Genomic DNA, 22,275 nt, shown 5'->3' on the forward strand with positions numbered 1-22,275 from the left:
ATGAGGCTTATCATGATAGTTACAATTACAGTAAATCCTTCGGTTGATAAATTATATAAAATAACTAAGTTAATACCTAACAGTCTTAATAGAGTTAAAGTCGAAAAGAAAATGGTTGGTGGAAAAGGAATAAATGCTGCTAGAGTTGCTTCATTACTTGGAACCCCAACAGTTGCAACTGGTTTTATTGGTGGTCAAAATGGTAACTTTATTTTAAAGGAAGCCGATAATGACAAATACTTATCTGGTTTTATAGAAACAAATAAAGAAACTAGAAATTGCTTAACAATTGTAGATGAGTGCGATAAAAAAACTGAAATAAATGAAAATGGGCTACCCCTTTCTCCTACTTATTATCAGAAACTTAAAGACAAAATAATAAAGACTATAAAGGAATGCGATATTTCTGCAATATCAATAAATGGCAGCTTACCAGAGGGGCTAGATTATAATTTTTACATTGAATTAATCAATGCCATACGTACTGCTAATTCTAATTGCAAAGTTTTAGTTGATAGTTCTGGTAATATAATCAATTCATTATTGTCACAAAATTGCATACCTGACATAATAAAGCCAAATGAACATGAAATTGCTGAATATTTGAATATTCCAGTAACAACGAATATTGATATATTATTGAGTCATTTGTGCAATGATAAAAAGCTAGAAAAAATACCATTAATTTTTATCTCTTTAGGTTCAAAAGGCGCATTAATTAAGCATAATAAGGAATATTATTTTGCCTCCAATAAGCCGATAACTCCAATTAATACAGAGGGATCAGGTGATTCAATGGTAGGAGGCATCTTATCAGGTATTGATAAAAAGTTTGATATTGAAAGAGTTATCAAGAATGCTTGTGCTGCTGGTACAGCTAACGCACTAAACATAAAGACAGGTTACATTAATGTGGAAACTTTTAATAAAGTCAAAAATGAAATTAATATTTCTAAATTGAAGTAAACTAGATGCTTCTGGAAAAAATAAATGATAAGCAAAAAATATAAAAACGATAAAACCAAATTGGTTAATTGCTTTTATAATGAAGAAGATAACTATTGCATTGATTGACAAGGTTTTCACGTCAAGTTCAAAAAGTATAAAAAGCAAAAATATAGATGTAATTTTCAATTTAAATTATGCAAAACATATGAATTTCAGCTAGCTAAAGAACTAGCCAAGACAAGTACAATATAATCCCAACTGGCAATATCTAAAGGAAAAGATGAAAAACTATTCAAAGTGCAAAAAGGGTACCTGTTGTAGCAGGTACCCTTTTTGCATGTTCAACTTAGTTGCTTTTATTATAGCGCATTTATATCTTTTATGGAATCTATTTTCTGATAAGTGCTTTTTCATAGCGCTATATCAGATGAATCGACTTTTTTCTTTATCTTAAGTTATTCAAATTGAGTTTTACTTCTTGATAGACTTGCTGCAAGTGATACTCTAGCGCCTTTTTTGCTTCTGGATAATTGCGTTCTTTTATCCATTTGATAATTTCTTTGTGTTCAACAATTGAACGAGCCATCCGTGTCTGACTATTAGCGTTAATATAGCGAGTGCGATCAACCTGACTACGAATAATATGTTGAAACTGCGCTAACACTGGCCGATTAGCCACATGAGTAATTAAGCGGTGCAAGTGGATATCAACCTGCAAATATTCATCCCAGTCGCCATCAGCAAAAGCTTTGTCAAAGTCATCCAGCAACTGATTCAACTCTTCGGTAGGAATTGAATTGATAGTTTTTTGCAAAGAATATGTCTCCAGCATCGTCCGCAGTTCATAGATTTCTTGCACATTTTCATGAGTTAATGGCGTCACTAAATATACCCCCCAACTTGCTTAACTAAACCTTCACCCATCAAGCTGACCAGTGCTTCGCGAATCGGCGTCCGACTAACACCAATTTCACTAGTTAAGCTATTTTCTGATAAGCTAGTGCCTGCAGCAAAATCATTTTTTAAGATTTTTTCTTTAATATATGAGTAAGCCTGTTCTTTCAAGCTCATCGAATCATCTCATTATTTCACCAAGTTTTTACAAGTCCCATTTTCACTCATTTCGTGGAAATTATCAAAACTAATTGAAATCATATCTTCAAGTGCTGGTTCAGTAAATGATCCCATATGAGGTGTAAGCAACACTCTTGGATATAGCTTCATGAGCTCTTTTACATCTTCATTAGGAATCTCATCCAAGCTAGCAAACTTGTGCGCCATAATTTCTGTTTCATCAATTACAACGTCTGCGGCATAGCCAGCGATTTCTTCGCTTTCAACTGCTGCTTTAATTGCCTTAGTGTCACCTAATTCACCACGAGCAGTATTTACTAAGAAGGCTGTCTTTTTCATCTTCTTCAAAAAATCTGCATTGACTAAGTTCTCATTCTTACATGGGAAATATGGTACGTGAATTGAAACAACGTCTGACTTTTTCAAAAGTTCATCTGAGCTTACGAATTCAACATATTGCTTAGCAAAATCACTTGGATATGGGTCATAAGCCAACACCTTAGCTCCCATAGCCTTCCAAAGCTTACCTTCAATTGCACCAATCTTGCCAGCACCATAAATACCAACTGTTAACTTTTGATATTCATTACTAAAGAATCTTGGATGCATAGTAAAATCGCCACCATGAACACTTTGAATTGCTTCAACGGTATGCCGTACCATACTTGCACCTAAATCAAAAGCTAAGTTAGCAACTGCATATGGTGAATAGTTTGGCACGCGCGCAATAGTAATACCTAAGTCTTTCGCAGCAGCTAAATCATAGTGATTATAGCCAACTGAACGCGTGAAGACCCAGTTAATACCATAACTCTTGAACTGTTCAAGGTTTTTTCGATCACAAACACAGTTTCCTCTAGTCAAAACCGCATCGCAGCCTTCAGCTTCATCAGCATTATCATGCGTTAAAAACTCTTCTACTAATTTCAAGTCATAGTTATATTTGTTTAACTTTTCAAAATAAGGCTTTTCAATTGGACGAACACCGTAACAAACAATTTTCATAATATAGTACACTTTCTATTTAATGAAACAAACCAACTTGGTTAAGAATTGACAAAATAGCAATCCAGACTGGCATCATAACAACTGCCACAATAGTCGATAAAAATGAAGCGTTAGATGAAAGCACCGCATTACGGTTGTAGTTAATCGCATAAGCTGATGCGACAGCAGCGGTTGGTGTTGCCATCATAATAACAATTGTAGCAATTGCAACGTAGTTAAGACTCAAGATATGAACACTTTCAAGTAAAAGTAGCACAATCAAGTTAAATAATGGTACAAGCAAAACTTTATTAAATGAGTAATACCAACTTAACTTATTAGAAGCAACTTCCTTAAATGGAATTGATCCCAAAGTACACCCTATTGCCAGCCACGCAAGTGGTGAAGCAAGTCCAGCCAAGTAATTAAGTGGCTTCCATAACCAGACAGCGGTTTGATCAATCCGATAAAAAGCTACATGAGCCATTCCACCAATCGCAAATCCATTCTTCATTGCTGGCACTGTGACTTGTGGTACATAGCTTTGGAAAAGCCACATAAATAAACCTAAGAAAGTAGCAATAACAATTGTATTTTTGAACATCTTTTCGATATTTTTAACAGTCATCTTCAAGCCACTCATTTTAATATAAGCATATGAATATAAAAATATTCGATAGCCAATATTAAATAATGAACTATAAATAACCCCTTCAGGGCCTAAAATAGCACCAACAATCGGAATTCCAAAGAAAGTAGTTGAACCGAAAGTGGTTAAAATTGCCATAGTATCACGCCGATCTTTCTTTTCATTTATGTAGAGTAAAGGAGTTAAGAAGATAAAGATAATATAAATTAAAATCCCCCAAACCAAGACACCCATCCCTTGATGCATTGATTTCTGATCGATGGGTTGCATAAAAGAGTTAAAAGCTAGGGCTGGAACAGACACTGATAAAACAACTTTAGTTAAAACTTTATTGAAATTTTCACCAAAAACGCCCTTTCTACGCAAATAATATCCTAGTAAAACAATAAAAATGGTAGAAGTTATAGCACTAACAATTGGCATGTTAGTGAAAGTCTTCTCAATTGCTGAAAAAATATCCATAATATATAAACCTTCTTTTTAGCATATTTTGCTTGTATACAACTTGTATTCTAGTCTTTTTTTATCAAAAATTAATAGTGATTATTATCACATTCACAATCTTACGATTATAATTTCTGTCAACTCAGCAACAAAAAAGCCAATACATCCCGTTCCAATAAACGAAACATATCAGCAATTTAAAACATTCCACTTCTACCACATACCAATCAACTTCATCCAAAGTAAGCCAATTATGCCATAAACTAAAATATAGAGTAGTCCGAAGATGAAGCTTAGGTTCCACCACTCTTTTTGAGTTACATAACCAGAAGCAGATAATACCGATGAAGCAGGACTTGAATAGTGAGTTGTTGAACCCATTATTGCAGAAAACATTGCTAAGAATTGTGCTGCTAACACTTTAGGCGCCCCTGCTGAAACGGCAACTATCAGAAGCGGCAAGTACATGGCCGTATTATGAGCAGTTGCACTTGCAAACAAGTAGTGCGTGTAAAATAAAATCAAAGCTAAAATCACTAAGACTAAAAGCCAATTCATCCCTTTAACGCTTACTTCAATCTCTTTTGATAACCAGGCAATAAAGCCGAATTGGGTTAATTTCCCTGCCATAAAGACTAAAATTGATAACCAAATTAAAAGATTCCAAGCTCCAGTTTCTTTAAGGATATCTTTGGGACTCAATATTCCAAATAAAAGTAGCAAAGTTAGGGAAATAAAGGCCACTACCGTTGCATCAAGCTTAATTGAACTTGATAGCATCCATAAAATCAATGTAACAGCAAAAATAAGGGCCATCACTTTTTCTGGAGCAGTCATCTTCCCCATCTCTTGCAAATGTTCATTAGCCCACTCTTTAGCATTTGGAGTCTCTTTTACTCGTGGAGGAAAAAGCTTATAGACTAAATATGGAACAATTAATAAACAAATCACAGCTGGAACAACACTAGCTGCAAGCCAGCCCATCCAGTTTAAATTAATTCCAGCCTTACTTGCTAAGGAAACTGCAATTAAGTTAGGGGCGCAAGCTGTCATAAACATTGAAGAAGTTATTACATTAGTTTGAAACTCAGTAAAAACCAAATAAGCACCCATTTTTTTACGTGAATCATTATTAGGGTGTGAATCAAAAGTATTAGCTAAAGAGTTAATTAACGGATACACAATTCCACCTGCCCGTGCTCCATTAGATGGAGTCGCAGGCGATGTAATCAAATCAATTGCTCCAATTGCATAACCTAAGCCCAATGATTTTTTGCCAAACCATTTGATAAAATACAAGGCTATTCGTCTGCCCAGACCTGTTTTAATAATTCCACGTGAGATCATAAAGGCCATGACAATCAGCCAAGCTGAAGAATTGGAAAAAGCACTTAAAGCCCCTTTTTGAATCACTTTACCATCTTTCATTACATCAGCAATTGGCGCTAGTCCCAAGCAAACAGTCATCGTAAAACCAATCAAAGTTACACCCGCAATTGCCATTGGTTGAGTAATGCAAGCTACAATTGTTGCAATAAAAATTGCCAACATATGCCAAGCATCAATACTAATGCCAGCTGGTCGAACTGGCGCAATAAACCAGATTAGCAAACCAATTACAACTGGCAAAATAAATTGCTTCCATTTGACTTTTTCAAATGTTTCCATACATAAATCCTCCACTTATACTAATAAAGATATATCTATAATTTAACAAAAAAAGGCCTAAAATGAAAACGCTCTTAATAAAAATGCTAGCAAATAATAAAAAAGCCCCTATCTAATATAGATAGGAGCCAATTTTATGCCACGTAGGGGTATTATTATGCAACGTGGACTTTTGGAAATACAATAAGGTTATATTTCAGTCTGAGAGTCTCTAAAATATTAACCTTAACAATACTCTATCATTACTTTGCTAATTTATTAATAAGATATATTTATACATATTTGCCTTTTGCTTATATTATTCTATCTTTTAGGCAAAAATAAAAGACTTTCTTTTAAAGAAAGCCTTTGTTTAATAAGTGGATTTTTATTAAGAAAAGATAACCCAATAAAATCCGCTATATTGATGTTATTGAGTCAATATTTTTAAACAGAGCACTAGCTAAACTTTAATCATCAAGTTTTTCCTTGATTTCTTTAGCCTTATCCTTTACATCTTCTTTTACATCGTTAATTTTTTCTTTGGCTTTACCAAGCAAGCCTTCAGCTTTTCCTTGAGCTTCTCTTGCTTTATCACCAGTTAACTTACCTTCAACTTCCTTAGCCTTGCCTGTTAACTTATCTGACATATGTCCACCTCCTAAACCTATTTATAAGTACTTATAGTGCTATCATGCATCCCCAAGTTAAGATTAATCTTTTAAGTTAATTATTCAACTATAATTGTTTCTTATAGATGCTTCACTAAAGTTGCAATTTGCTGATAGCGTTCTTTGTAACTACTCCCCTTTGCAAAAACTAAATTAATTGAATGCTCGACGTTAAATTCTGGAATTGCAGTAATTTCTAACAACTCATTCCGTTTCAATTCATCACAAATTAACTGTCGATACAAAAATGAAACTCCTTCGCCTTGCTTTAACATCTCAATAACTGTGACTGGATTATCAACTTCAATCACGTTTTTGAAATCTGATAAGGCAAAGTTATGTGCTGCCAAGAGCTTTTCAAAAATATCACGAGTACCACATCCCTCCATCCCGATAAATAAAGGCTGCTTTAAAATATCTGACCATTGTGCAACAGGATAGGTGCGTGGATTAGTTACTAAAGTCATCGGATAATCACTAAGTTTAAAAAAATCAAACTCCGATTTATCAAAATTGCCTTCAATTAATGCAAAATCCAATTCTCCTAACTTTATTTTTTCCAATAGCTGTTTCGTGTTTGCAATATCCACCTTAGGTGTTTTCTCGTCATTAATTGTTTTGGCAAGAAGATTGGGTAATAAAAAGCTACTTAATGATAAAGAAGCCCCAATCGATAATCTTTTTTTGTCATCTTTCTGAATTTCAGCTAAAACACGAGAACTATCAGAATTAATTCGCTGAACATATGCAACAAGTTCTCTTGCCTTTGCTGTTAATTCAATACTTTTTCCTGAACGATAAAATAATCTAAAACCTAAATCTTTCTCTAAACTATGAATTTGCTGTGAAACTGCCGGCTGAGAAATAAATAATTCCTTAGCCGTTAAAGTAAAAGACTTAGTTCTTACTAAGACAACGAGCGTTTTTAAGCGATAATCAAACAATGATGTCAAACCCACACTGGTTTTCTCCCTTCTTTACATCAATTATCTTAAAAACTCTGCTCTTGAAATATTTATTTTCTTATTGTATCCCCTAATTATTTATAATTATATCGAATTTTGTATTATATACATACTAATATGCTTGTGCATTTTTTCATAAGTAAAAAATTGGCATATATACATTGTTTTTATAAAGAAGTCACCTTTTAGCATTTATGATAATAGTGTAATCAATTTAGAAAGTATTTTTATTCATTTATAGTTTATATCCCTTCAGGTATAAAATTTTCCTACTCGAATGAACCCTAATACACATATTCAAGTTTCTTACAATAATTGATTACACTCCAACCCGTATCACTCCCACGATACGGCCCTAAATATAAAGAGGATAGCTCCCACGAGCTATCCTCTATTTTTTTACTTTTTATTTTTCTTAATGAGAAGAATTGAACAAATTATTGCAATCGTACCAGTTACTATTGCTAATGCCGTTGTAGTACCTGTTTCCGGCAATCGCTTAGCAGATTTTTGTGATACTGTTTTATCTGTTATATAACTAGATGAACTGCTTCCTGACGATGAGTTTACACTTTCTGAGCTGCTACTTGATGATGAACTTGAATCTTCTGCTTTCGTTTCTTTATCAAGTACAGTAACTTTTGCAGTTTTAGTTACTATATCATTATCATTGATTTTATAGCTATACTTTACAGAATATACACCTGCCTTATTCGTGTTAACATTATCTTCAACCGCATATTCCGCTTCTGTCAAAACATGCTTTGACGTTAAAGCCATTGTAGCTGGATCATAAGTAACGACTTCTGCTTTTAGCAAATTATCTTTATTAGTCCAATTTTCACCAACATGAATAGTAATATCCTTGGTATCAAAAATTTGTTGGACTTGAACATAAAAAGGATTTTCTTCAGGCGTAACATCACTACCACTATAATCAATAATCCAATTACTATCACTTGCAACAGAATATTTGTATTGTTCCCAAATTTCATGTCCATTAGGCTTAATATTTACACTATAGCCTGCGTTTTTAATTGCATCAAAAATTGGCCTAATCTTTATAGCATAAATGCCATCAGTATACAAAGCTACACTTGCTGGATAACTGGAACCAAAATTATAATAAATGAAATCTTCAGCTGTAATTGGAGGTAGTAAGCTTTGAATATTGGCAGGAACAGAGCTGTAAATTCTAGTTCCATCAGCAGAAAAATCTAAAGTTTTAGCTTGATATTTTTTTAGATTTGCTTGTGAAATTATCTTTTCTAATTTGGTCACTTCTTTACCAACTCTAGCAGTTAAATGACCATCATAAGTTGTCTGAATTTCCCCATTTGTATAGTAATAAAACGATTGACCAACAGAAAATTGACGAAGATTAATATTAGAAATAATACTATTTTCAGCACTATTATTTGCTAAAGCTGACAATTGATCTTGCATCTGATTATAGTTAGCTACAGTAAGCGGAATTTTACCTGAAAAATTCTGCTTTGGAGCTAAATATGCATCAATTTTTATTCCAATTATTTGATCCCAGGTAAAACCGGGATTTTCTCTTGCTAATCTATCTAAATTTCTATATTTGCCAGGTTTAATAGCATATTGCACTTTTTCATTTTTTAGTCCAAAACTTAAGCCGTTCTCTGACACTTGATTAGCATCTAAAACAACATCGACTTTATTAATATCTGAATTACTTCCCTTGTAAAACCTTGGTAAGACAATAGCTTGCACAAAATGCTGTTCTTGATCTGTAGTATTCTCGACATTAGCTAGTGCATAAAATTTCCCTTGTGATTTATCTAAATCAAGGATTGATGAACTAGTTGATTGCAGCTCGGGATTTTGATTGGTCTGAATTGCTGTACCATGTTTTAAGCCTGCATGCTCTTCAGAATATACACCTACCCCTGTATTATTAACCAGGCTTGCTCCTTGTTTTTCTGTACTTGTTGCACTTTCATTACTTTCTGCTAAAGCTTGCTTAGGCATGCTGTAACAACTCCCGCTGATAAAACTAAGCTAGTTAACACCATTGCAGTATTTCGTCTAAACAAGTTATTTTTCATAATCTACTTCTCTCCCCTATAAATGATATATACAACTAGGATATCCAAGAAAATAGTAGATAATGATTTGATTTACTTATAATAAAAGATTTATTAATTATAAAAGCCAACCTAAAAGGTTGGCTTTTTGCTTATTTATTAACAAACTTCTTCATGCGATTAATTGCTTCTTTAATTCTATCTAAGTCAGCTGCATAACTAATTCGGAGATGTTCTGGATAACCAAAGGCTTCCCCTGGAACTGTAGCTACTCCTTCTTTTTCAAGTAAAGCTAAGGCAAAATCATTTGCAGTTTTGTAACCAGTTAACTTCAAAGCTTCACTAATATCTGGGAAAAAGTAAAAAGCTCCTTGTGGTTTTTCAATTAGCTTAAAACCTTCTACCCCATCTAGTAATGGAGCTAAAATATTTAACCGTTTTTCATATTCTTGACGCATATTTTCTACGCAAGCTTGCTCACCTGTTAAAGCTGCAAGGGCTGCATACTGACTAACCGCCGACAAGTTGCTGGTTGAATGACTAAGAAAGGAATTAAGAGCAGTGATTAAATTACTATCACCAGCAATATAACCGACTCGCCAACCAGTCATTGCGTACGTTTTGCTTAATCCATCTACTAAAATAACATTCTGTCTAATATCATCATCTAAATCAAGAAGTGAAGTAAATTGGGTCTGATTATAAATGAGTTTGCCATAAATATCATCAGCGATAATTGTTATTTGTCGCTCAGCAGCCCATTTCCCAATTGCAATCAATTCAGCTTTGGTATAAACCTGTCCTGAAGGATTATTAGGTGAGTTAATAATCAACATCTTGGTAGCATTGTGCGTATATTTTTGTAAGTCAGCTGGAGTTACTTTTAAACCTTTTTCTGGCTTAACAAAAATTGGCTTAGCTCCCGCTAACTTTACTTGTTCACCATATGAAACCCAGTATGGCAAAGGAATCAAAACTTCATCCCCTGGATTAAGTAAAACTTGGGCCAAGGCATATAATGCATACTTGGCTCCAGTAGTTACTGCAATATTTTGACTTGAAAACTTAGTCTTGTGTTCAGAATTAATTCTTTCAGCAATTTTTTGTTTAAGTTCTGGTAATCCACCTGCTGGCGTATATGAATCTGTCAGGTTCTCGCTAATTGCCTTAATAGCCGCTTGGCCGATAAAACTCGGAGTATTAAAATCAGGCTCACCAATTGAAAGATTAATTACATCTTTACCTTGCATTGCCAATTCTTTAGCACGACTTGATAAAGCCATCGTAGCTGATGGAGTAACTGTTTGAATTCTTTTTGATAATTTCATTTTTATTCCCACACTAATCTAATTAACTTTATTTGCTAAATTATATCATAGCTTTATTTCTGGGAGAAAAAATTAGGTTTTAATTGACTAATCATTTCTGCCATTTTAAAATTAAGGTATCGAAAGTGAAAAAAGAGGCACCACTTGCCATGATGCCTCTGGAGCTTATGCGTCACTTCCGGCTGTTTTATTTTTTAGTATTTATTACAATAAAAACAACCATCAGCTTTGCCGAGCTAAGACGGTTGTTTTTTTGTGTCCTCTTTTGGTCATAAAAGATGTACCAATTCAAGGCAAACTGACTCACCGCAACTAGTAGCGTTAGCCATTCTATCAAAAAACACTTCCTCCTCTCAATAGATTTCGTTAATGCAACGATTGGAATCATTTGCATCACCTACTTTCTACGACCTGTCAAAAATAAAACAGTCAGAAGAAGACGCCTTAACTAAGCTCCAATGTATGATTTTACAGGATATAGACGCTGCGAACAAGTGTTTTCGATAAAAATCATTGACTTATAATTTTCTACACTTTACAATTGAATTATCGAAAGTGAAAAAAAGAGGTATCACTTGCGATGATACCTCTAGAGCTTAAGCGTCACTTCCGGCTGTTTTATTTTTTAATTACAATCAAAACAACCATCAGCTTGCCAGAGCTAAGACGGTTGTTTTTTTGTGTCCTCTTTTGGTCATAAAAGATGTACCAATTCAAGGCAAACTGACTCGCTGCAACCAGCAGCATTAGCCATTCTATCAAAAAAACACTTCCTCCTCTCAATAGATTTCGTTAATGCAACGATTGGAATCATTTGCATCATCTACTTTCTACCACCTGTCAAAAATAAAACAGTCAGAAGAAGACGCCTTAACTAAGCTCCAATATATGATTTTACAGGATATAGAGATTGCGAACAAGTGTTTTTGATACAAAAAAATAACGACACTCATCAGGAATACCAAGCGTCGTTGTTTGTTAATTCACTAAAATACTAAAAGAGATTTAATTGCTTTTCTTTGATCCATAACTTCATAAGCTTTTTGGATATCATCAAGTTTAAATTGTGCAGTAAAGACACGACCTGGATTAATTTCATGCTTTAAAACTGCATCAAGCAAGTATTTTCTATCCCAAGTGGTAACTGAAGCAGGGCCGCCTTGAATTCCTAAATTGCCAAAGAATAATTGATTAGAATCTAATTTTTCATCATGTGGCACTCCAACTCGACCAATCATTGCCCCAGCTCGAGCAACTTTAACAGCAGTATCCATTGATAATTCACTACCAACACATTCTAAAACAGCATCAGCTCCTGCACCATTAGTTAATTTACGAATTTGCTTAACGCCTTCATCGCCTCGAACGGCAACATTATCTGTTGCACCAAATTCACGAGCTAATGCCTCTCTATCTGCATGTCGGCTAGTTGAAATAATTTTCTTAGCACCTAAAAACTTAGCACTTAAAATTGCACACAAGCCAACTGCACCATCACCAAGAACAACTACGGTGTCGCCTTTCTTGACCCTTGCCATTTTCGCAGCATGAAAACCAGTTGGCATTACATCGGCCAAAGTTTGGAAGCTAGCAAGTTCTTCATCAGAATAATCTTCCGGCTTGCCTGGAATTTTAACCAATCCCCAATTTGCATTATTGTATTCAAAATATTCAGCTTGAAAATGATTGTTAAATGGTGCTGGATTATTTTGACATTCTCCTTCAAATCCAGCTAAACATGCTGCACAATGTCCACATCCATGAACAAATGGTGCAATTACAAAGTCACCTGGTTTAATATTCTTGACAGCAGGGCCTACTTTTTCAACAATTCCAATTGCTTCGTGACCTGTAACATTACCAGCTTCTACTTGATCAATTCCTCTAAAGAACCATAAGTCACTGCCACAAACACTCGCTCTAACTGTTCTAATAATTGCACTATCTTCAAAACTTAATTCTGGCATTGCTTTTTCGACAACTTCCATCTTGCCTTTTTCTTTAAAAATTGCTGCTTTCATAAGTAAGCCTCCTATTTGCTTTTTTTCTGATTTGTTGTTATTATTTTAGTACCTAAACCTAACTTTAGGTCAAGTAAAAGTATTTATTTTTTGGAGGTTTTTAATGTACTCTATCGGTCAAGTAGCAAAAATGTTTGATTTGCCAATTTCTACCTTGCGTTATTATGATAAAGAAGGCCTTTTTCCAGACATGCAAAGAAAGGGCAATCAACGTATTTTCACTGAAGCTGAATTAGAATGTTTACGGGTAATTGCTTGCATGAAAAAATCCGGCTTAGAAATTAAGGATATCAAGCAATATTTTGACTGGTGCCGTGAAGGAAGTTCAACATATAAATTAAGACAAGAATTATTCCTCAAGCAACGCAGTGAAATTGAAGATGAAATAAAAAAACTTCAAGCAACTAAAGCCATGCTTGATTTTAAATGCTGGTATTACGACCAACTCATTGATCAAAAAGTCAAAGACGAAGCTGAATTGCAAACTAAAATTGCTCAAAAAGATATGCCAACACCAGTCAAGAAAGCTTATGAATTAAGTCATTAAAAAATTCCTGAGAAAATCTCAGGAATTTTTGTTTATATTTTTGTTTTTCCAAACAAATCGTTAATGTCATCAATAACTATTGTAGCAAAATTAATCACTATCACTTCTGCTATTCTTATATGGTTTCTCATTAACAAGCTTATTTCAAATTTTGACGGATTATATCCATAATTTCCGCATCGCTTAAGCTAAACTTTGAACCAACAGACTTCTTGATTTGTCTAAACAAATCTGACTCATTAACCTCTGGTCTCATTTCTTTGATTGTAGCTGTTAGAGCCTTCACCGTGTTCTTTTGCTCTTCTCTTCTTGCTACTGCTGTTTCTTCCTTCATACGTAATTCTGCTGTTCTCATAAGGTTTCTCCTTTAGCAGTTTACTTTTCTTTCAAAAGAGATTTTATTTCTTCATCAGAAAGTGAGACATTGGTATTAGCTCTTATCCAAGTTAGTCCCTCTGATACTGTTGCATCCGGTTTTAAGGCTTTGAATACCCTCACCGTGTTCTTTTGCTCTTCTCTTCTTGCTACTGCCGTTTCTTCCTTCATTCGTAATTCTGCTGTTCTCATAAGGTTTCTCCTTTTTGGATCATCATTATATTCTTGGATTTTATTCTGGATTTCTTTAAAAACTCCTGCTACCTCTATTTTATCATCGTTCATCAGCTTTTGGAGATTTAACAAATCAACATCGTTAGTGCCTTTCCCTTTTGAATTAATGATAATGTTCTCTGTATTGTTCTTCAGCTGAATGTTCTTGTCTTCATCATCGTACAAGTGAAAACTATACCGCAACTTTCCTTTACCAAAGGGATCAAAAGCACAAAGAAAAATTAGATAGGTTCTAGACAGCGAAGTATACGGTTCTCCGCGATCTAAAGTGTCCCGATCCATCGAGGATTGATAATACCGCATTCGTGGCCCAATGTCATGATTGTTATTAACTTGCATTTCAAGATCATATAAGTTACCCGCTTGATCCTTAACTGCAATGTCTAAACGAACTGACTTACTTTGCTTGTCACTCTTAGTCCCCAATTCTTTTTGGGCATCAATATTTTTTACCGAAACCACATTCACATCAGGTAGCACTGCCTGAATAATAGCTTTGCAAAATCTCTTGTTTTGCATAATACTACCAAAGATTTCATCGTTTGTGAAACCATAAAACTTGTCATCATGATATGACATAATTACCTCCAGAGAATTTTATTTACAAATATAAATACAGTAAAAATTACTATTTCTCTGTGGTAATTTGAACAGTTATTTAAAAATAAGTTTAATAAAAAACAAGCAACTTATACATTGCTTGTTACTTTAAATCTCCTCATCAACAAAGAGCTGATTATTTAAATTCTTTCAATTCCCCAATAAAAAACTCTATCTTTTTTTATTTATAAATTCTTTAATATCTAACAGAATTTCTGCTTTTAAAAGCACAATACATATGGCATAAATAACAATACCAACAAAAATTTCAATTCCTAACATTAACCAAGAATCTTTTAAATTTCTATTCATACCATAGACAGCCACAAACATTACAAAAGAGGAAATTAAATACTTTCCAGACCCATGAAATAATTTATTCAGATTAAGGAAATCTTTAACAACCCATAATTGATATACTGTAACAGCTATTTCAGAAATAACTGTTGACCACATTGCTCCATTTAGTCCCCAAAAATGAATTAATGGTACATTCAAAATAATATTAACAATCGCTCCACAAGTTACTGAAGCAGTAAATTGATGGACCTTCTTTAAAGGAATTAGATATTGAACTCCTAAAACATTACTCCAAGCTATCATTAAAATTACAATAGATTCAATCATCATTGCTGGACCAACAGGTTCATATCCAGGACCATAATATTTCGTAGCTAAAGTAGTAGAAACTGCAGCTAAGCCAAAAAACATTGGATATGAAATTGCGGATACAAAATTAAAGGATTTATACAACATCTTATTTACTATATGCATATCTCCTTTTGAAACAGCATTTGCCACGTGAGGTAGCATTACTGTTCCAGTTGCTGTTACTAAAGCTAAAATCAGTTTTACTAAATTATCAGAATATTGATAGTATCCAGAAGCTTTCTCTGCAACCATTGCACCAAGCATAGTTTTATTCAATTGCACATAAATTTGAGTAGCTATTTGTGGTATAAATAATTCAATCATTGGCAAGAAATGTGGCCATGGATTCATTTCTCTTAAATTTACTTTTATTATATTTTCTTTCAAATTAGGCCACAAAGTTAAGTTTCCTACTAATGTAGAAACTGCTAAAACAATTATATATAAAGTTACATCATTTGGACCTTTAATCAAAAGAAAAATTGCTATCATAGAGAGAATTTTTACGAAAGAATTTTTTAATACCGTTACTTTAAAATTTTCAATACCTTCATAAAACCACGATATGTCAAATGCAACGGCAATCAGATTAAGAGATTGCGCCCACATATATTGTGGTTGTCGAGTGTAAAATAGCATAAACACACAAAAAGCAATCCAGGCAATTAAGGTCATAATAGTTTTAACTATTTGAATTTCCCAAAATGTTTGCGATTTTTTATATTTATTCTCTCTTACATAAGCAATTTGGCGATTCCCATAATATCCTATCCCCATACTTGCAAGAAGAACAAAATATTGAATAATCGAATTAGTAAAAGCATTAGCACCAACACCTTCAGGGCGAAGCACTCTACTTACATAAGCAGATGTAATCAAAGGCACGATAATTGCTAAAACTTGGTAGCCAACATTATAGAGATAATTTTTAACCACTTTCATAGAATACTACTCACCATTTTGCTCAAAATTTTCTTCAATAAATTCCTTAAAATGCTTTGACCAAGCATTCCAGCTAGTTGAATTTTTGTAAGTTTCTTGTGCTCCATTAGATAACTGGTCAAAAGCTTTTTCTTTATATACTTCTTCAATCTTTTTTCCAAAATCTTCTCCAGTTGCTGATAAAGGTAGTCGATATCCATTAACGCCGTTAATAACATAGTCGCCTACCCCCCCAGTTTCACTAGAAAAGATGGGCATTCCAAACGCGTTAGCTTCAGAAAATACTAAACCTGCGCATTCTGCTCTCGTTGGAAGAATGAAAGCACTACATTCATGATATAAACTCAAATATTTTTCATACTCACTAGCTGAATTTTTATCTAAATAGCCAATGAACTTAACAAAATCTTTACCTTCGATATACTCAGGTTTTACAGTTGGACCAACAATATACAATTCTGTATTAATGCCTGCTTTATTTAAATATTCAGCAGCAGCAACAGCTATTCTTCCACCTTTACGATCCCATTCTTTACCAGAAAACAGTAATTTTAAAGTTCTACTTTTATAATCTGGTATCTGAGCAAGTAAACAGTCTTGAGGTACATCAGCACCAAAAGGGAAAATATACGTTTGTTTAGAATTGGCACCATAATCATTAACAGTTGATTCGGCAGCCCAGTGAGAAGATCTAAAATTAAATTTAGATTTCTTCACCGCTTTTCTCTCAAGCTTATTGCCTTCATCAATTGCCTTTTTACTGTAACCGAACCAATAATAATCTACCATGATATTAAAAGTTCCATCAGTATAATAAATTGCTGGCACTCTTGCCTTTAACCCTGCAACGATATCAATTTGTCCGGGAATAAACAATAAGTCATATTTATCTAAGTTTTGATTATTGACAAAAAAGCTATGCACCTTTGACATAACTCTTGAATGAGTAGATGACCCTTTTCCCTTAGCAATTTTGTATAAAAAACTAGCACATTTTGTAGCTAGTTTATAAATAATACTTTGAGTATTATAAGAAACCCACTCAACCTCTGCACCAGCATCTCTAATCGCATGGAAGGTATTATAATAAGTTCCTGACCATGCCATTCTATCTTTTTTAGGATTTACTGGAGAAATATAGCCAACCTTAATTTTCTTCATACTTAAATTATTCCTCAAACTCATTCTTCACTGCTTCAAGTGCAGCTGCAATTACTTGATCCATGTTGTAGTACTTGTATTGACCTAAACGACCACCAAAGATAACCTTGTCTTGCTTACCAGCAAGTTCAGCATATTGCTTGTATAAATCGTTGTTACGGTCATTGTTTACTGGGTAATAAGGTTCATCCCCGCGCTTCCAATCAGCAGGATATTCACGGGTAATGATAGTCTTATTTTCATCCCCTTTACCGAATTCAAAGTGCTTATGTTCAATAATTCTAGTATAAGGAATTTCGGCTTCAGTATAGTTAATTACGGCATTACCTTGATAGTTACCGACATTCTTTTCTTCAGTTTCAAATCGAAGTGAACGATATTCAAGTTCACCCAACTTATAATCAAAGAACTTATCAATCATGCCAGTATATACAACTTTGTCAAAGTTATTTAAGTATTCTTCCTTTTTGTCAAAGAAGTCAGTATTTAATTCAACAGTAATATTTGGATGATCAATCATCTTTTCAACCATCTTGGTGTATCCACCAATTGGAATACCTTGATAATCATCATTGAAATAGTTGTTATCATAAGTTAAACGCACTGGAAGACGTTTAATAATGAAAGCCGGAAGTTCTGTTGCTTTTCTGCCCCATTGCTTTTCAGTGTAACCTTTGATTAGCTTTTCATAAATATCTCTACCAATTAATGAAATAGCTTGCTCTTCAAGATTCTTAGGTTCTTTTCCAGCCATTTCTTGACGTTGTTCATTAATCTTGTCCATAGCTTCTTGTGGAGTTCTTACTCCCCACATTTCACTAAAAGTATTCATATTGAATGGTAAGTTATACATATGTCCCTTGTAATTAGCCACAGGGCAATTAGTATAACGGTTAAATTCAGCAAATTGATGAACATAGTTCCAAACTTTTTTATTTGAAGTATGGAAAATGTGAGCACCATATTGGTGAACCTGAATTTCATCTACTTTTTTAGTGTAGATATTACCTGCAATATGATTGCGTCTTTCAATAATTGTAACTTTATTTCCACGATTAGCAGCTTCACGTGCGAAAACTGCACCAAAAAGGCCAGCGCCTACTATAAGATAATTTTTCATTTTATTCCTTTATTAAAACCTAAGATATTCTAATCAATAATTAGGGTCAACTCTTTTTCCCATCCGATGTTTCATTCCATCCCTATATGCCTTCCAAATAAGTGGCACATTACTCTTTACATGATGATCACGTACAGCAAGAAGCATCGTTTGCAAACATAATAACCTTGGGCTTATATGCTTAACACACCAATTTTCACCATATTTTCTATCAAAAACAATATTATTTCTTAAACGATAATACATTCTCCAATTATATGGCTTATTACCTAAATCTCCTGCTTTAGGAGGTAATTGTCTATTTAAAATGGCATTTGTCACATATAAAATCTTAGTATACTTTAAAATTCTTTGTGAGTAATCAGTATCATCATATAATATGAAGAATTCAGCATCTGGTGTCCCAACTTGTCTTACTAAGTTAGTATCGAACAAAGGTCCTTCAAATGCCATATCTACTACAGAATATGTTTCTTTTTCTGTAGGATTAGATATAGTATCTTTACGCCACCACGTCCAAAACTTTCTCCAATTCTTCATATCTATATTAGTACAAATAGAGTCAGTATAACCTGGACCAACTCGTCTCGGAATGACAGCTTTGACTTTTTCCTTTTTTAAATATTTAAGAAGTTCTTCTAAGCAATTACTTGTCGGAGCAACATCATCATCCATAATCCAAATATAATCACTATCGAATTGACTTAAGTATTTAAATGAAGCTGAAAAGCCGCCAGCTCCTCCTAAATTTTCAGATGATAAAAACGTTATCAATTTTTGGTTAGGATAAACATCTTTTAGCTCCATTTCACTTTTTACAGTTGTAAAGCCTGAATTTTCTAAATACTTATCAGTACCATCAATACTTGCATTGTTATAAACAAAAATTTTATGAATTGGATAATTTTGTTTTTGTAGTGCATCTAAAGCCTTTTTTAAGCATTCCAGACGATTATACGTTACTAAAATAACATCTACTTTCACATTTTCCATTCTGTTCACTCCCATAATTATTTGATTAGCGTATGAAAACATTATTTTTCATACGATGATTTTTCAGGAAAAATATTATCTAAATATTCACTTAATTTTTTATCAGTTGCGTCTGGATTACTAATGTTTGCACTATCATTGATACACATTACTTTGGGTAATTTACTTTCAAAAGTTGCCCATACCTCCGCCTGCTTATCATCCGCTAATGAATAAAATTTTCCTAATTTTTCATTATTTCTAATGAAGAATTTCCCCGTAGCTAATTGCCAATATCTCATAAGCCAAACAGAAACATTTCGAGCATCTCGGAATCTCGAATATGTAGTTGCCTTTAATTCATCCTGAGAAATATTTTGAATTTCTTCAAAAGTTGATTTTAAAAAACTTAAAGGTAAATGCGGATCGAAAAAACCACAAGTGAATTTTGAAGGCAGTTGTAATCCTGTTCTAATAACTGCTTTTAAACCATTTTTGAGTGAAAGCATTTTTCCATTTTTCAACAACTCTTTTTTGGTAAAGTGCTCATTAATTACCATCATATCATTAACTTGAAAATTGCCTGTTCCACCTCGTACAGCAACAATCGGATTTAGTTGCGCTATATCACACGGAAGATTATTTTTAAAAAAATCCTCTGATGTTGTAGAATTTGTAATATAGATATCATCATTAAAATATACGAATTGTTCTGATAAACCTGGAATTTTATATAAGTTAATATCAATTGCATTACTGTTAAATGTGGGCAAAGCATCCTGTGGAAATATTTGCTTATGATCAATAACTTCTATTTTTGGATGAGCTAAATTTAGCCACTCTGGAACTTGATCATCGGTTACCAGGTAAATTTTATGAACCCAAGGAGCATTTTTTTCAACGGCTCTAAACCAGTATTTAAAATTATTTCCTGGTCGATAATTTTTACTAGCATTCATTGATTCATCAATTTGTATACTTTTATCAAATAGCTTTTTCTTTGCCAACCATTTGGGATCTCCACCATCAACCCATGTAACTACAAAATCAATATTGCTCATCAAAAAGGTCCCTTCTATACTTAATTAATTATATTTGAGTATATATGTTTTCAAAATTACTCCAAAAGGCATCTAAAGAAAATTCTTTTTCAACTCTAAGTCGTGCGGCTTTGCCAAAGTTAATGTAATGCTGATTTTCAAGTAATATCTTAACTTTACTTTGCAAATCAGAGGTATCACAAACTTTTGCTAACAATCCTGTCTCTCCATCTTTAATCATTTCCACCGCACCACCATGTTTATAAGAAACTACTGGATTACCTGAAGCCATCGCTTCTAATACAACTGTTGGTAATGGATCTGGATTAGTACTCGGCAAAACCAATATATCCATCAAACTTTGAACAGCATTATTATCTGTTCTAAATTCAGAATATATAATTCTTTTAGAATTATAATTTTTTATTTTTTCTTTTAATTCTTTTACTCGCCATTCCTGACCTGAGAAAGCACTTCCAACCACAAATAAATACAAATTGGAATATTCGTTTAGAAGAGGCGTTAAAGCTTCAAGGAAATCATTCTGGCCTTTCCAGGCATTAATACGACCTATTACACCCACATTAATTGAATCTGAAGGTATATTCCATTCTTTCCTTAATGAATCAGTATTTATCGTGGGCGAAAATTGATTTGTATCAACCCCATTATATACAACCGCTATTTTACTAGAATCTACTTTTCCAAAACTTACTAAGTGTTTTTTTACAGCCTGAGAAACTGCTACAACTTTATCAGCATATTTATTAACTAAACATGCAAGTAATTTGGCTATTGGAGTTGGACGTTCTAAAATTTCATGAACATGCCAAATTAACCTTGCATTTAGTTTTTTCTTTAGCATAATTCCCTCTAGAACAGCTAATGTATTTACATGGATTAAATCAATTGCAATTCTTTGTTCATCAAGTAGTTCAATTATTTGTTTGCACGCTTTTTGATAAGATGACACATAGTTATAAATACCTCGAGGATTAAAATATTTTCTTCTCAAAATAGGGTATTTAATAACAAAAGTTGAAATTCCAGCACTTTTTAATTTTGAAACAAGTGGACCATCAGTTGGTAAAACAACGATTGGACGAAAACGTTCTTTATCAAGACCAGAAACTAATTCTAGTAAAATCTTATCTGCGCCGTACATTTCAGCACCAGCATGTAAATAAAGGATGTTTTTCATTTATTCTTTACCAACCTTATCTCTTCTTTATAACTTTATCTCTTTTATCATAAACAACAGAATTTTTAGCAATATCTTTGGTCACTAAAGTTCCAGCCCCAATTACTGAACCTGAACCAATCGTAACCCCATCAAGTATAATGACTCCACTACCAATCCAACAATTATCTTCAACAGTTATTCCTTTATTGTTCACACCTTGTTCTTTAATGGAAATTCCTTTCTCATTAAAGTTATGATTTTCAGCAAAAAAAGATACTCTTGGTCCAATCATCACATTCTTGCCGATTTTAATTTTTCCCGCACAGCCTACATAACCTAGTGGACCAATTGAAGAATTATCTCCCATTTCTAAGCCATAACCAATCTTACCAACTCCGTAATAACTTGATGGTCTAATGCTTGTAAAACGGCCAATTGTTACATTATCTCCCAAATGTATTCCATTTGTAGAAAGGGCCTGTATTTCAGAATAATCTTCGAATTTCACATTTTTTCCGCAAAATATGTTTTTTTTATGAGTTATGCTTACTTTTTTACCTATAAATAATAAACCATGCGATTTTCGAAACTGTCAAATTTTTTGTGTAAATAGATTTTTCTCGTAGATTGATTTTTTAATCTTTTATTTAATCAAAGTAGGA

General features: G+C 33.4%; 22 protein-coding genes. 2 read left to right on the plus strand and 20 right to left on the minus strand.

The window, feature by feature from the left end; all coding sequences use genetic code 11:
• Positions 1–12 precede the first annotated feature (12 nt).
• The gene (locus ETI37_RS04365; RefSeq protein ID WP_143458397.1) at positions 13–966 is read left to right on the plus strand and encodes a 1-phosphofructokinase family hexose kinase; all 954 of its coding nucleotides are present in this window, start codon (positions 13–15) and stop codon (positions 964–966) included.
• A gap of 427 nt (positions 967–1,393) precedes the next feature.
• Here ETI37_RS04365 and ETI37_RS07895 read toward each other — a convergent pair whose 3' ends face one another.
• From ETI37_RS07895 to ETI37_RS04420, 11 genes are all read right to left on the minus strand, one after another.
• Positions 1,394–1,762: a GntR family transcriptional regulator gene (locus ETI37_RS07895; RefSeq protein ID WP_244285213.1), complete on the minus strand. Its 369-nt coding sequence runs from the start codon at positions 1,760–1,762 to the stop codon at positions 1,394–1,396.
• A 68-nt stretch (positions 1,763–1,830) separates the two neighbouring features.
• Positions 1,831–2,019 (minus strand): GntR family transcriptional regulator, encoded by a 189-nt coding sequence (locus ETI37_RS07900; RefSeq protein ID WP_224783256.1) that lies wholly within the window; start codon positions 2,017–2,019, stop codon positions 1,831–1,833.
• A 12-nt stretch (positions 2,020–2,031) separates the two neighbouring features.
• The gene (locus tag ETI37_RS04375) at positions 2,032–3,027 is read right to left on the minus strand and encodes an NAD(P)-dependent oxidoreductase (protein WP_143458396.1); all 996 of its coding nucleotides are present in this window, start codon (positions 3,025–3,027) and stop codon (positions 2,032–2,034) included.
• Positions 3,028–3,046: 19 nt separating this feature from the next.
• Positions 3,047–4,120, minus strand: a complete 1,074-nt coding sequence (locus ETI37_RS04380; RefSeq protein ID WP_143458395.1) for an AEC family transporter — start codon at positions 4,118–4,120, stop codon at positions 3,047–3,049.
• A gap of 195 nt (positions 4,121–4,315) precedes the next feature.
• Entirely contained in the window at positions 4,316–5,770 is a 1,455-nt protein-coding gene (locus ETI37_RS04385; RefSeq protein WP_006586672.1) for a DASS family sodium-coupled anion symporter, read from the minus strand.
• Positions 5,771–6,219: 449 nt separating this feature from the next.
• Positions 6,220–6,399: a CsbD family protein gene (locus ETI37_RS04390; RefSeq protein WP_006586671.1), complete on the minus strand. Its 180-nt coding sequence runs from the start codon at positions 6,397–6,399 to the stop codon at positions 6,220–6,222.
• A gap of 101 nt (positions 6,400–6,500) precedes the next feature.
• Positions 6,501–7,379 (minus strand): LysR family transcriptional regulator, encoded by an 879-nt coding sequence (locus ETI37_RS04395; protein WP_006586670.1) that lies wholly within the window; start codon positions 7,377–7,379, stop codon positions 6,501–6,503.
• A 405-nt stretch (positions 7,380–7,784) separates the two neighbouring features.
• Positions 7,785–9,383: a bacterial Ig-like domain-containing protein gene (locus ETI37_RS07865; protein WP_006586669.1), complete on the minus strand. Its 1,599-nt coding sequence runs from the start codon at positions 9,381–9,383 to the stop codon at positions 7,785–7,787.
• A gap of 208 nt (positions 9,384–9,591) precedes the next feature.
• A complete protein-coding gene (locus ETI37_RS04415) occupies positions 9,592–10,767 on the minus strand; it encodes a pyridoxal phosphate-dependent aminotransferase (protein ID WP_034535758.1) in 1,176 nt (391 codons plus the stop codon).
• 618 nt (positions 10,768–11,385) lie between these two features.
• The gene (locus tag ETI37_RS07805; RefSeq protein ID WP_155103754.1) at positions 11,386–11,529 is read right to left on the minus strand and encodes a hypothetical protein; all 144 of its coding nucleotides are present in this window, start codon (positions 11,527–11,529) and stop codon (positions 11,386–11,388) included.
• Positions 11,530–11,753: 224 nt separating this feature from the next.
• A complete protein-coding gene (locus ETI37_RS04420) occupies positions 11,754–12,788 on the minus strand; it encodes a zinc-binding dehydrogenase (protein WP_006586666.1) in 1,035 nt (344 codons plus the stop codon).
• A 103-nt stretch (positions 12,789–12,891) separates the two neighbouring features.
• On the opposite strand from ETI37_RS04420, the gene ETI37_RS04425 reads away from it, so the two are divergent.
• Positions 12,892–13,335, plus strand: coding sequence for a MerR family transcriptional regulator (locus ETI37_RS04425; RefSeq protein ID WP_006586665.1), 444 nt, complete (start codon positions 12,892–12,894; stop codon positions 13,333–13,335).
• 139 nt (positions 13,336–13,474) lie between these two features.
• Here the strand turns inward: ETI37_RS04425 and ETI37_RS04430 are convergent, their stop codons facing one another.
• From ETI37_RS04430 to ETI37_RS04470, 9 genes are all read right to left on the minus strand, one after another.
• Entirely contained in the window at positions 13,475–13,690 is a 216-nt protein-coding gene (locus ETI37_RS04430; RefSeq protein ID WP_006586664.1) for a hypothetical protein, read from the minus strand.
• A gap of 20 nt (positions 13,691–13,710) precedes the next feature.
• Complete coding sequence (locus ETI37_RS04435) at positions 13,711–14,523, minus strand: Rpn family recombination-promoting nuclease/putative transposase (protein WP_143458394.1); 813 nt, start codon at positions 14,521–14,523, stop codon at positions 13,711–13,713.
• A 192-nt stretch (positions 14,524–14,715) separates the two neighbouring features.
• On the minus strand, positions 14,716–16,137 hold the full coding sequence (locus tag ETI37_RS04440) for a flippase (protein ID WP_143458393.1): 1,422 nt from the start codon (positions 16,135–16,137) through the stop codon (positions 14,716–14,718).
• A 6-nt stretch (positions 16,138–16,143) separates the two neighbouring features.
• Positions 16,144–17,298, minus strand: coding sequence for a glycosyltransferase family 4 protein (locus ETI37_RS04445; RefSeq protein ID WP_034535756.1), 1,155 nt, complete (start codon positions 17,296–17,298; stop codon positions 16,144–16,146).
• Positions 17,299–17,305: 7 nt separating this feature from the next.
• A complete protein-coding gene (gene glf / locus ETI37_RS04450; protein WP_006586657.1) occupies positions 17,306–18,418 on the minus strand; it encodes a UDP-galactopyranose mutase in 1,113 nt (370 codons plus the stop codon).
• A gap of 33 nt (positions 18,419–18,451) precedes the next feature.
• Positions 18,452–19,411: a glycosyltransferase gene (locus ETI37_RS04455; RefSeq protein WP_034535757.1), complete on the minus strand. Its 960-nt coding sequence runs from the start codon at positions 19,409–19,411 to the stop codon at positions 18,452–18,454.
• Positions 19,412–19,452: 41 nt separating this feature from the next.
• The gene (locus ETI37_RS04460; protein ID WP_006586659.1) at positions 19,453–20,451 is read right to left on the minus strand and encodes a Stealth CR1 domain-containing protein; all 999 of its coding nucleotides are present in this window, start codon (positions 20,449–20,451) and stop codon (positions 19,453–19,455) included.
• Between the two features lie 28 nt (positions 20,452–20,479).
• Positions 20,480–21,631 carry a glycosyltransferase family 4 protein gene (locus tag ETI37_RS04465; protein ID WP_006586660.1) on the minus strand — a complete coding sequence of 384 codons (1,152 nt, stop codon included), beginning with the start codon at positions 21,629–21,631 and terminating at the stop codon, positions 20,480–20,482.
• 16 nt (positions 21,632–21,647) lie between these two features.
• Complete coding sequence (locus tag ETI37_RS04470) at positions 21,648–22,121, minus strand: acyltransferase (RefSeq protein WP_006586661.1); 474 nt, start codon at positions 22,119–22,121, stop codon at positions 21,648–21,650.
• Positions 22,122–22,275 lie beyond the last annotated feature (154 nt).

It is taken from the genome of Lactobacillus mulieris, assembly GCF_007095465.1.
Classification (GTDB): Bacteria; Bacillota; Bacilli; order Lactobacillales; family Lactobacillaceae; genus Lactobacillus; species Lactobacillus mulieris.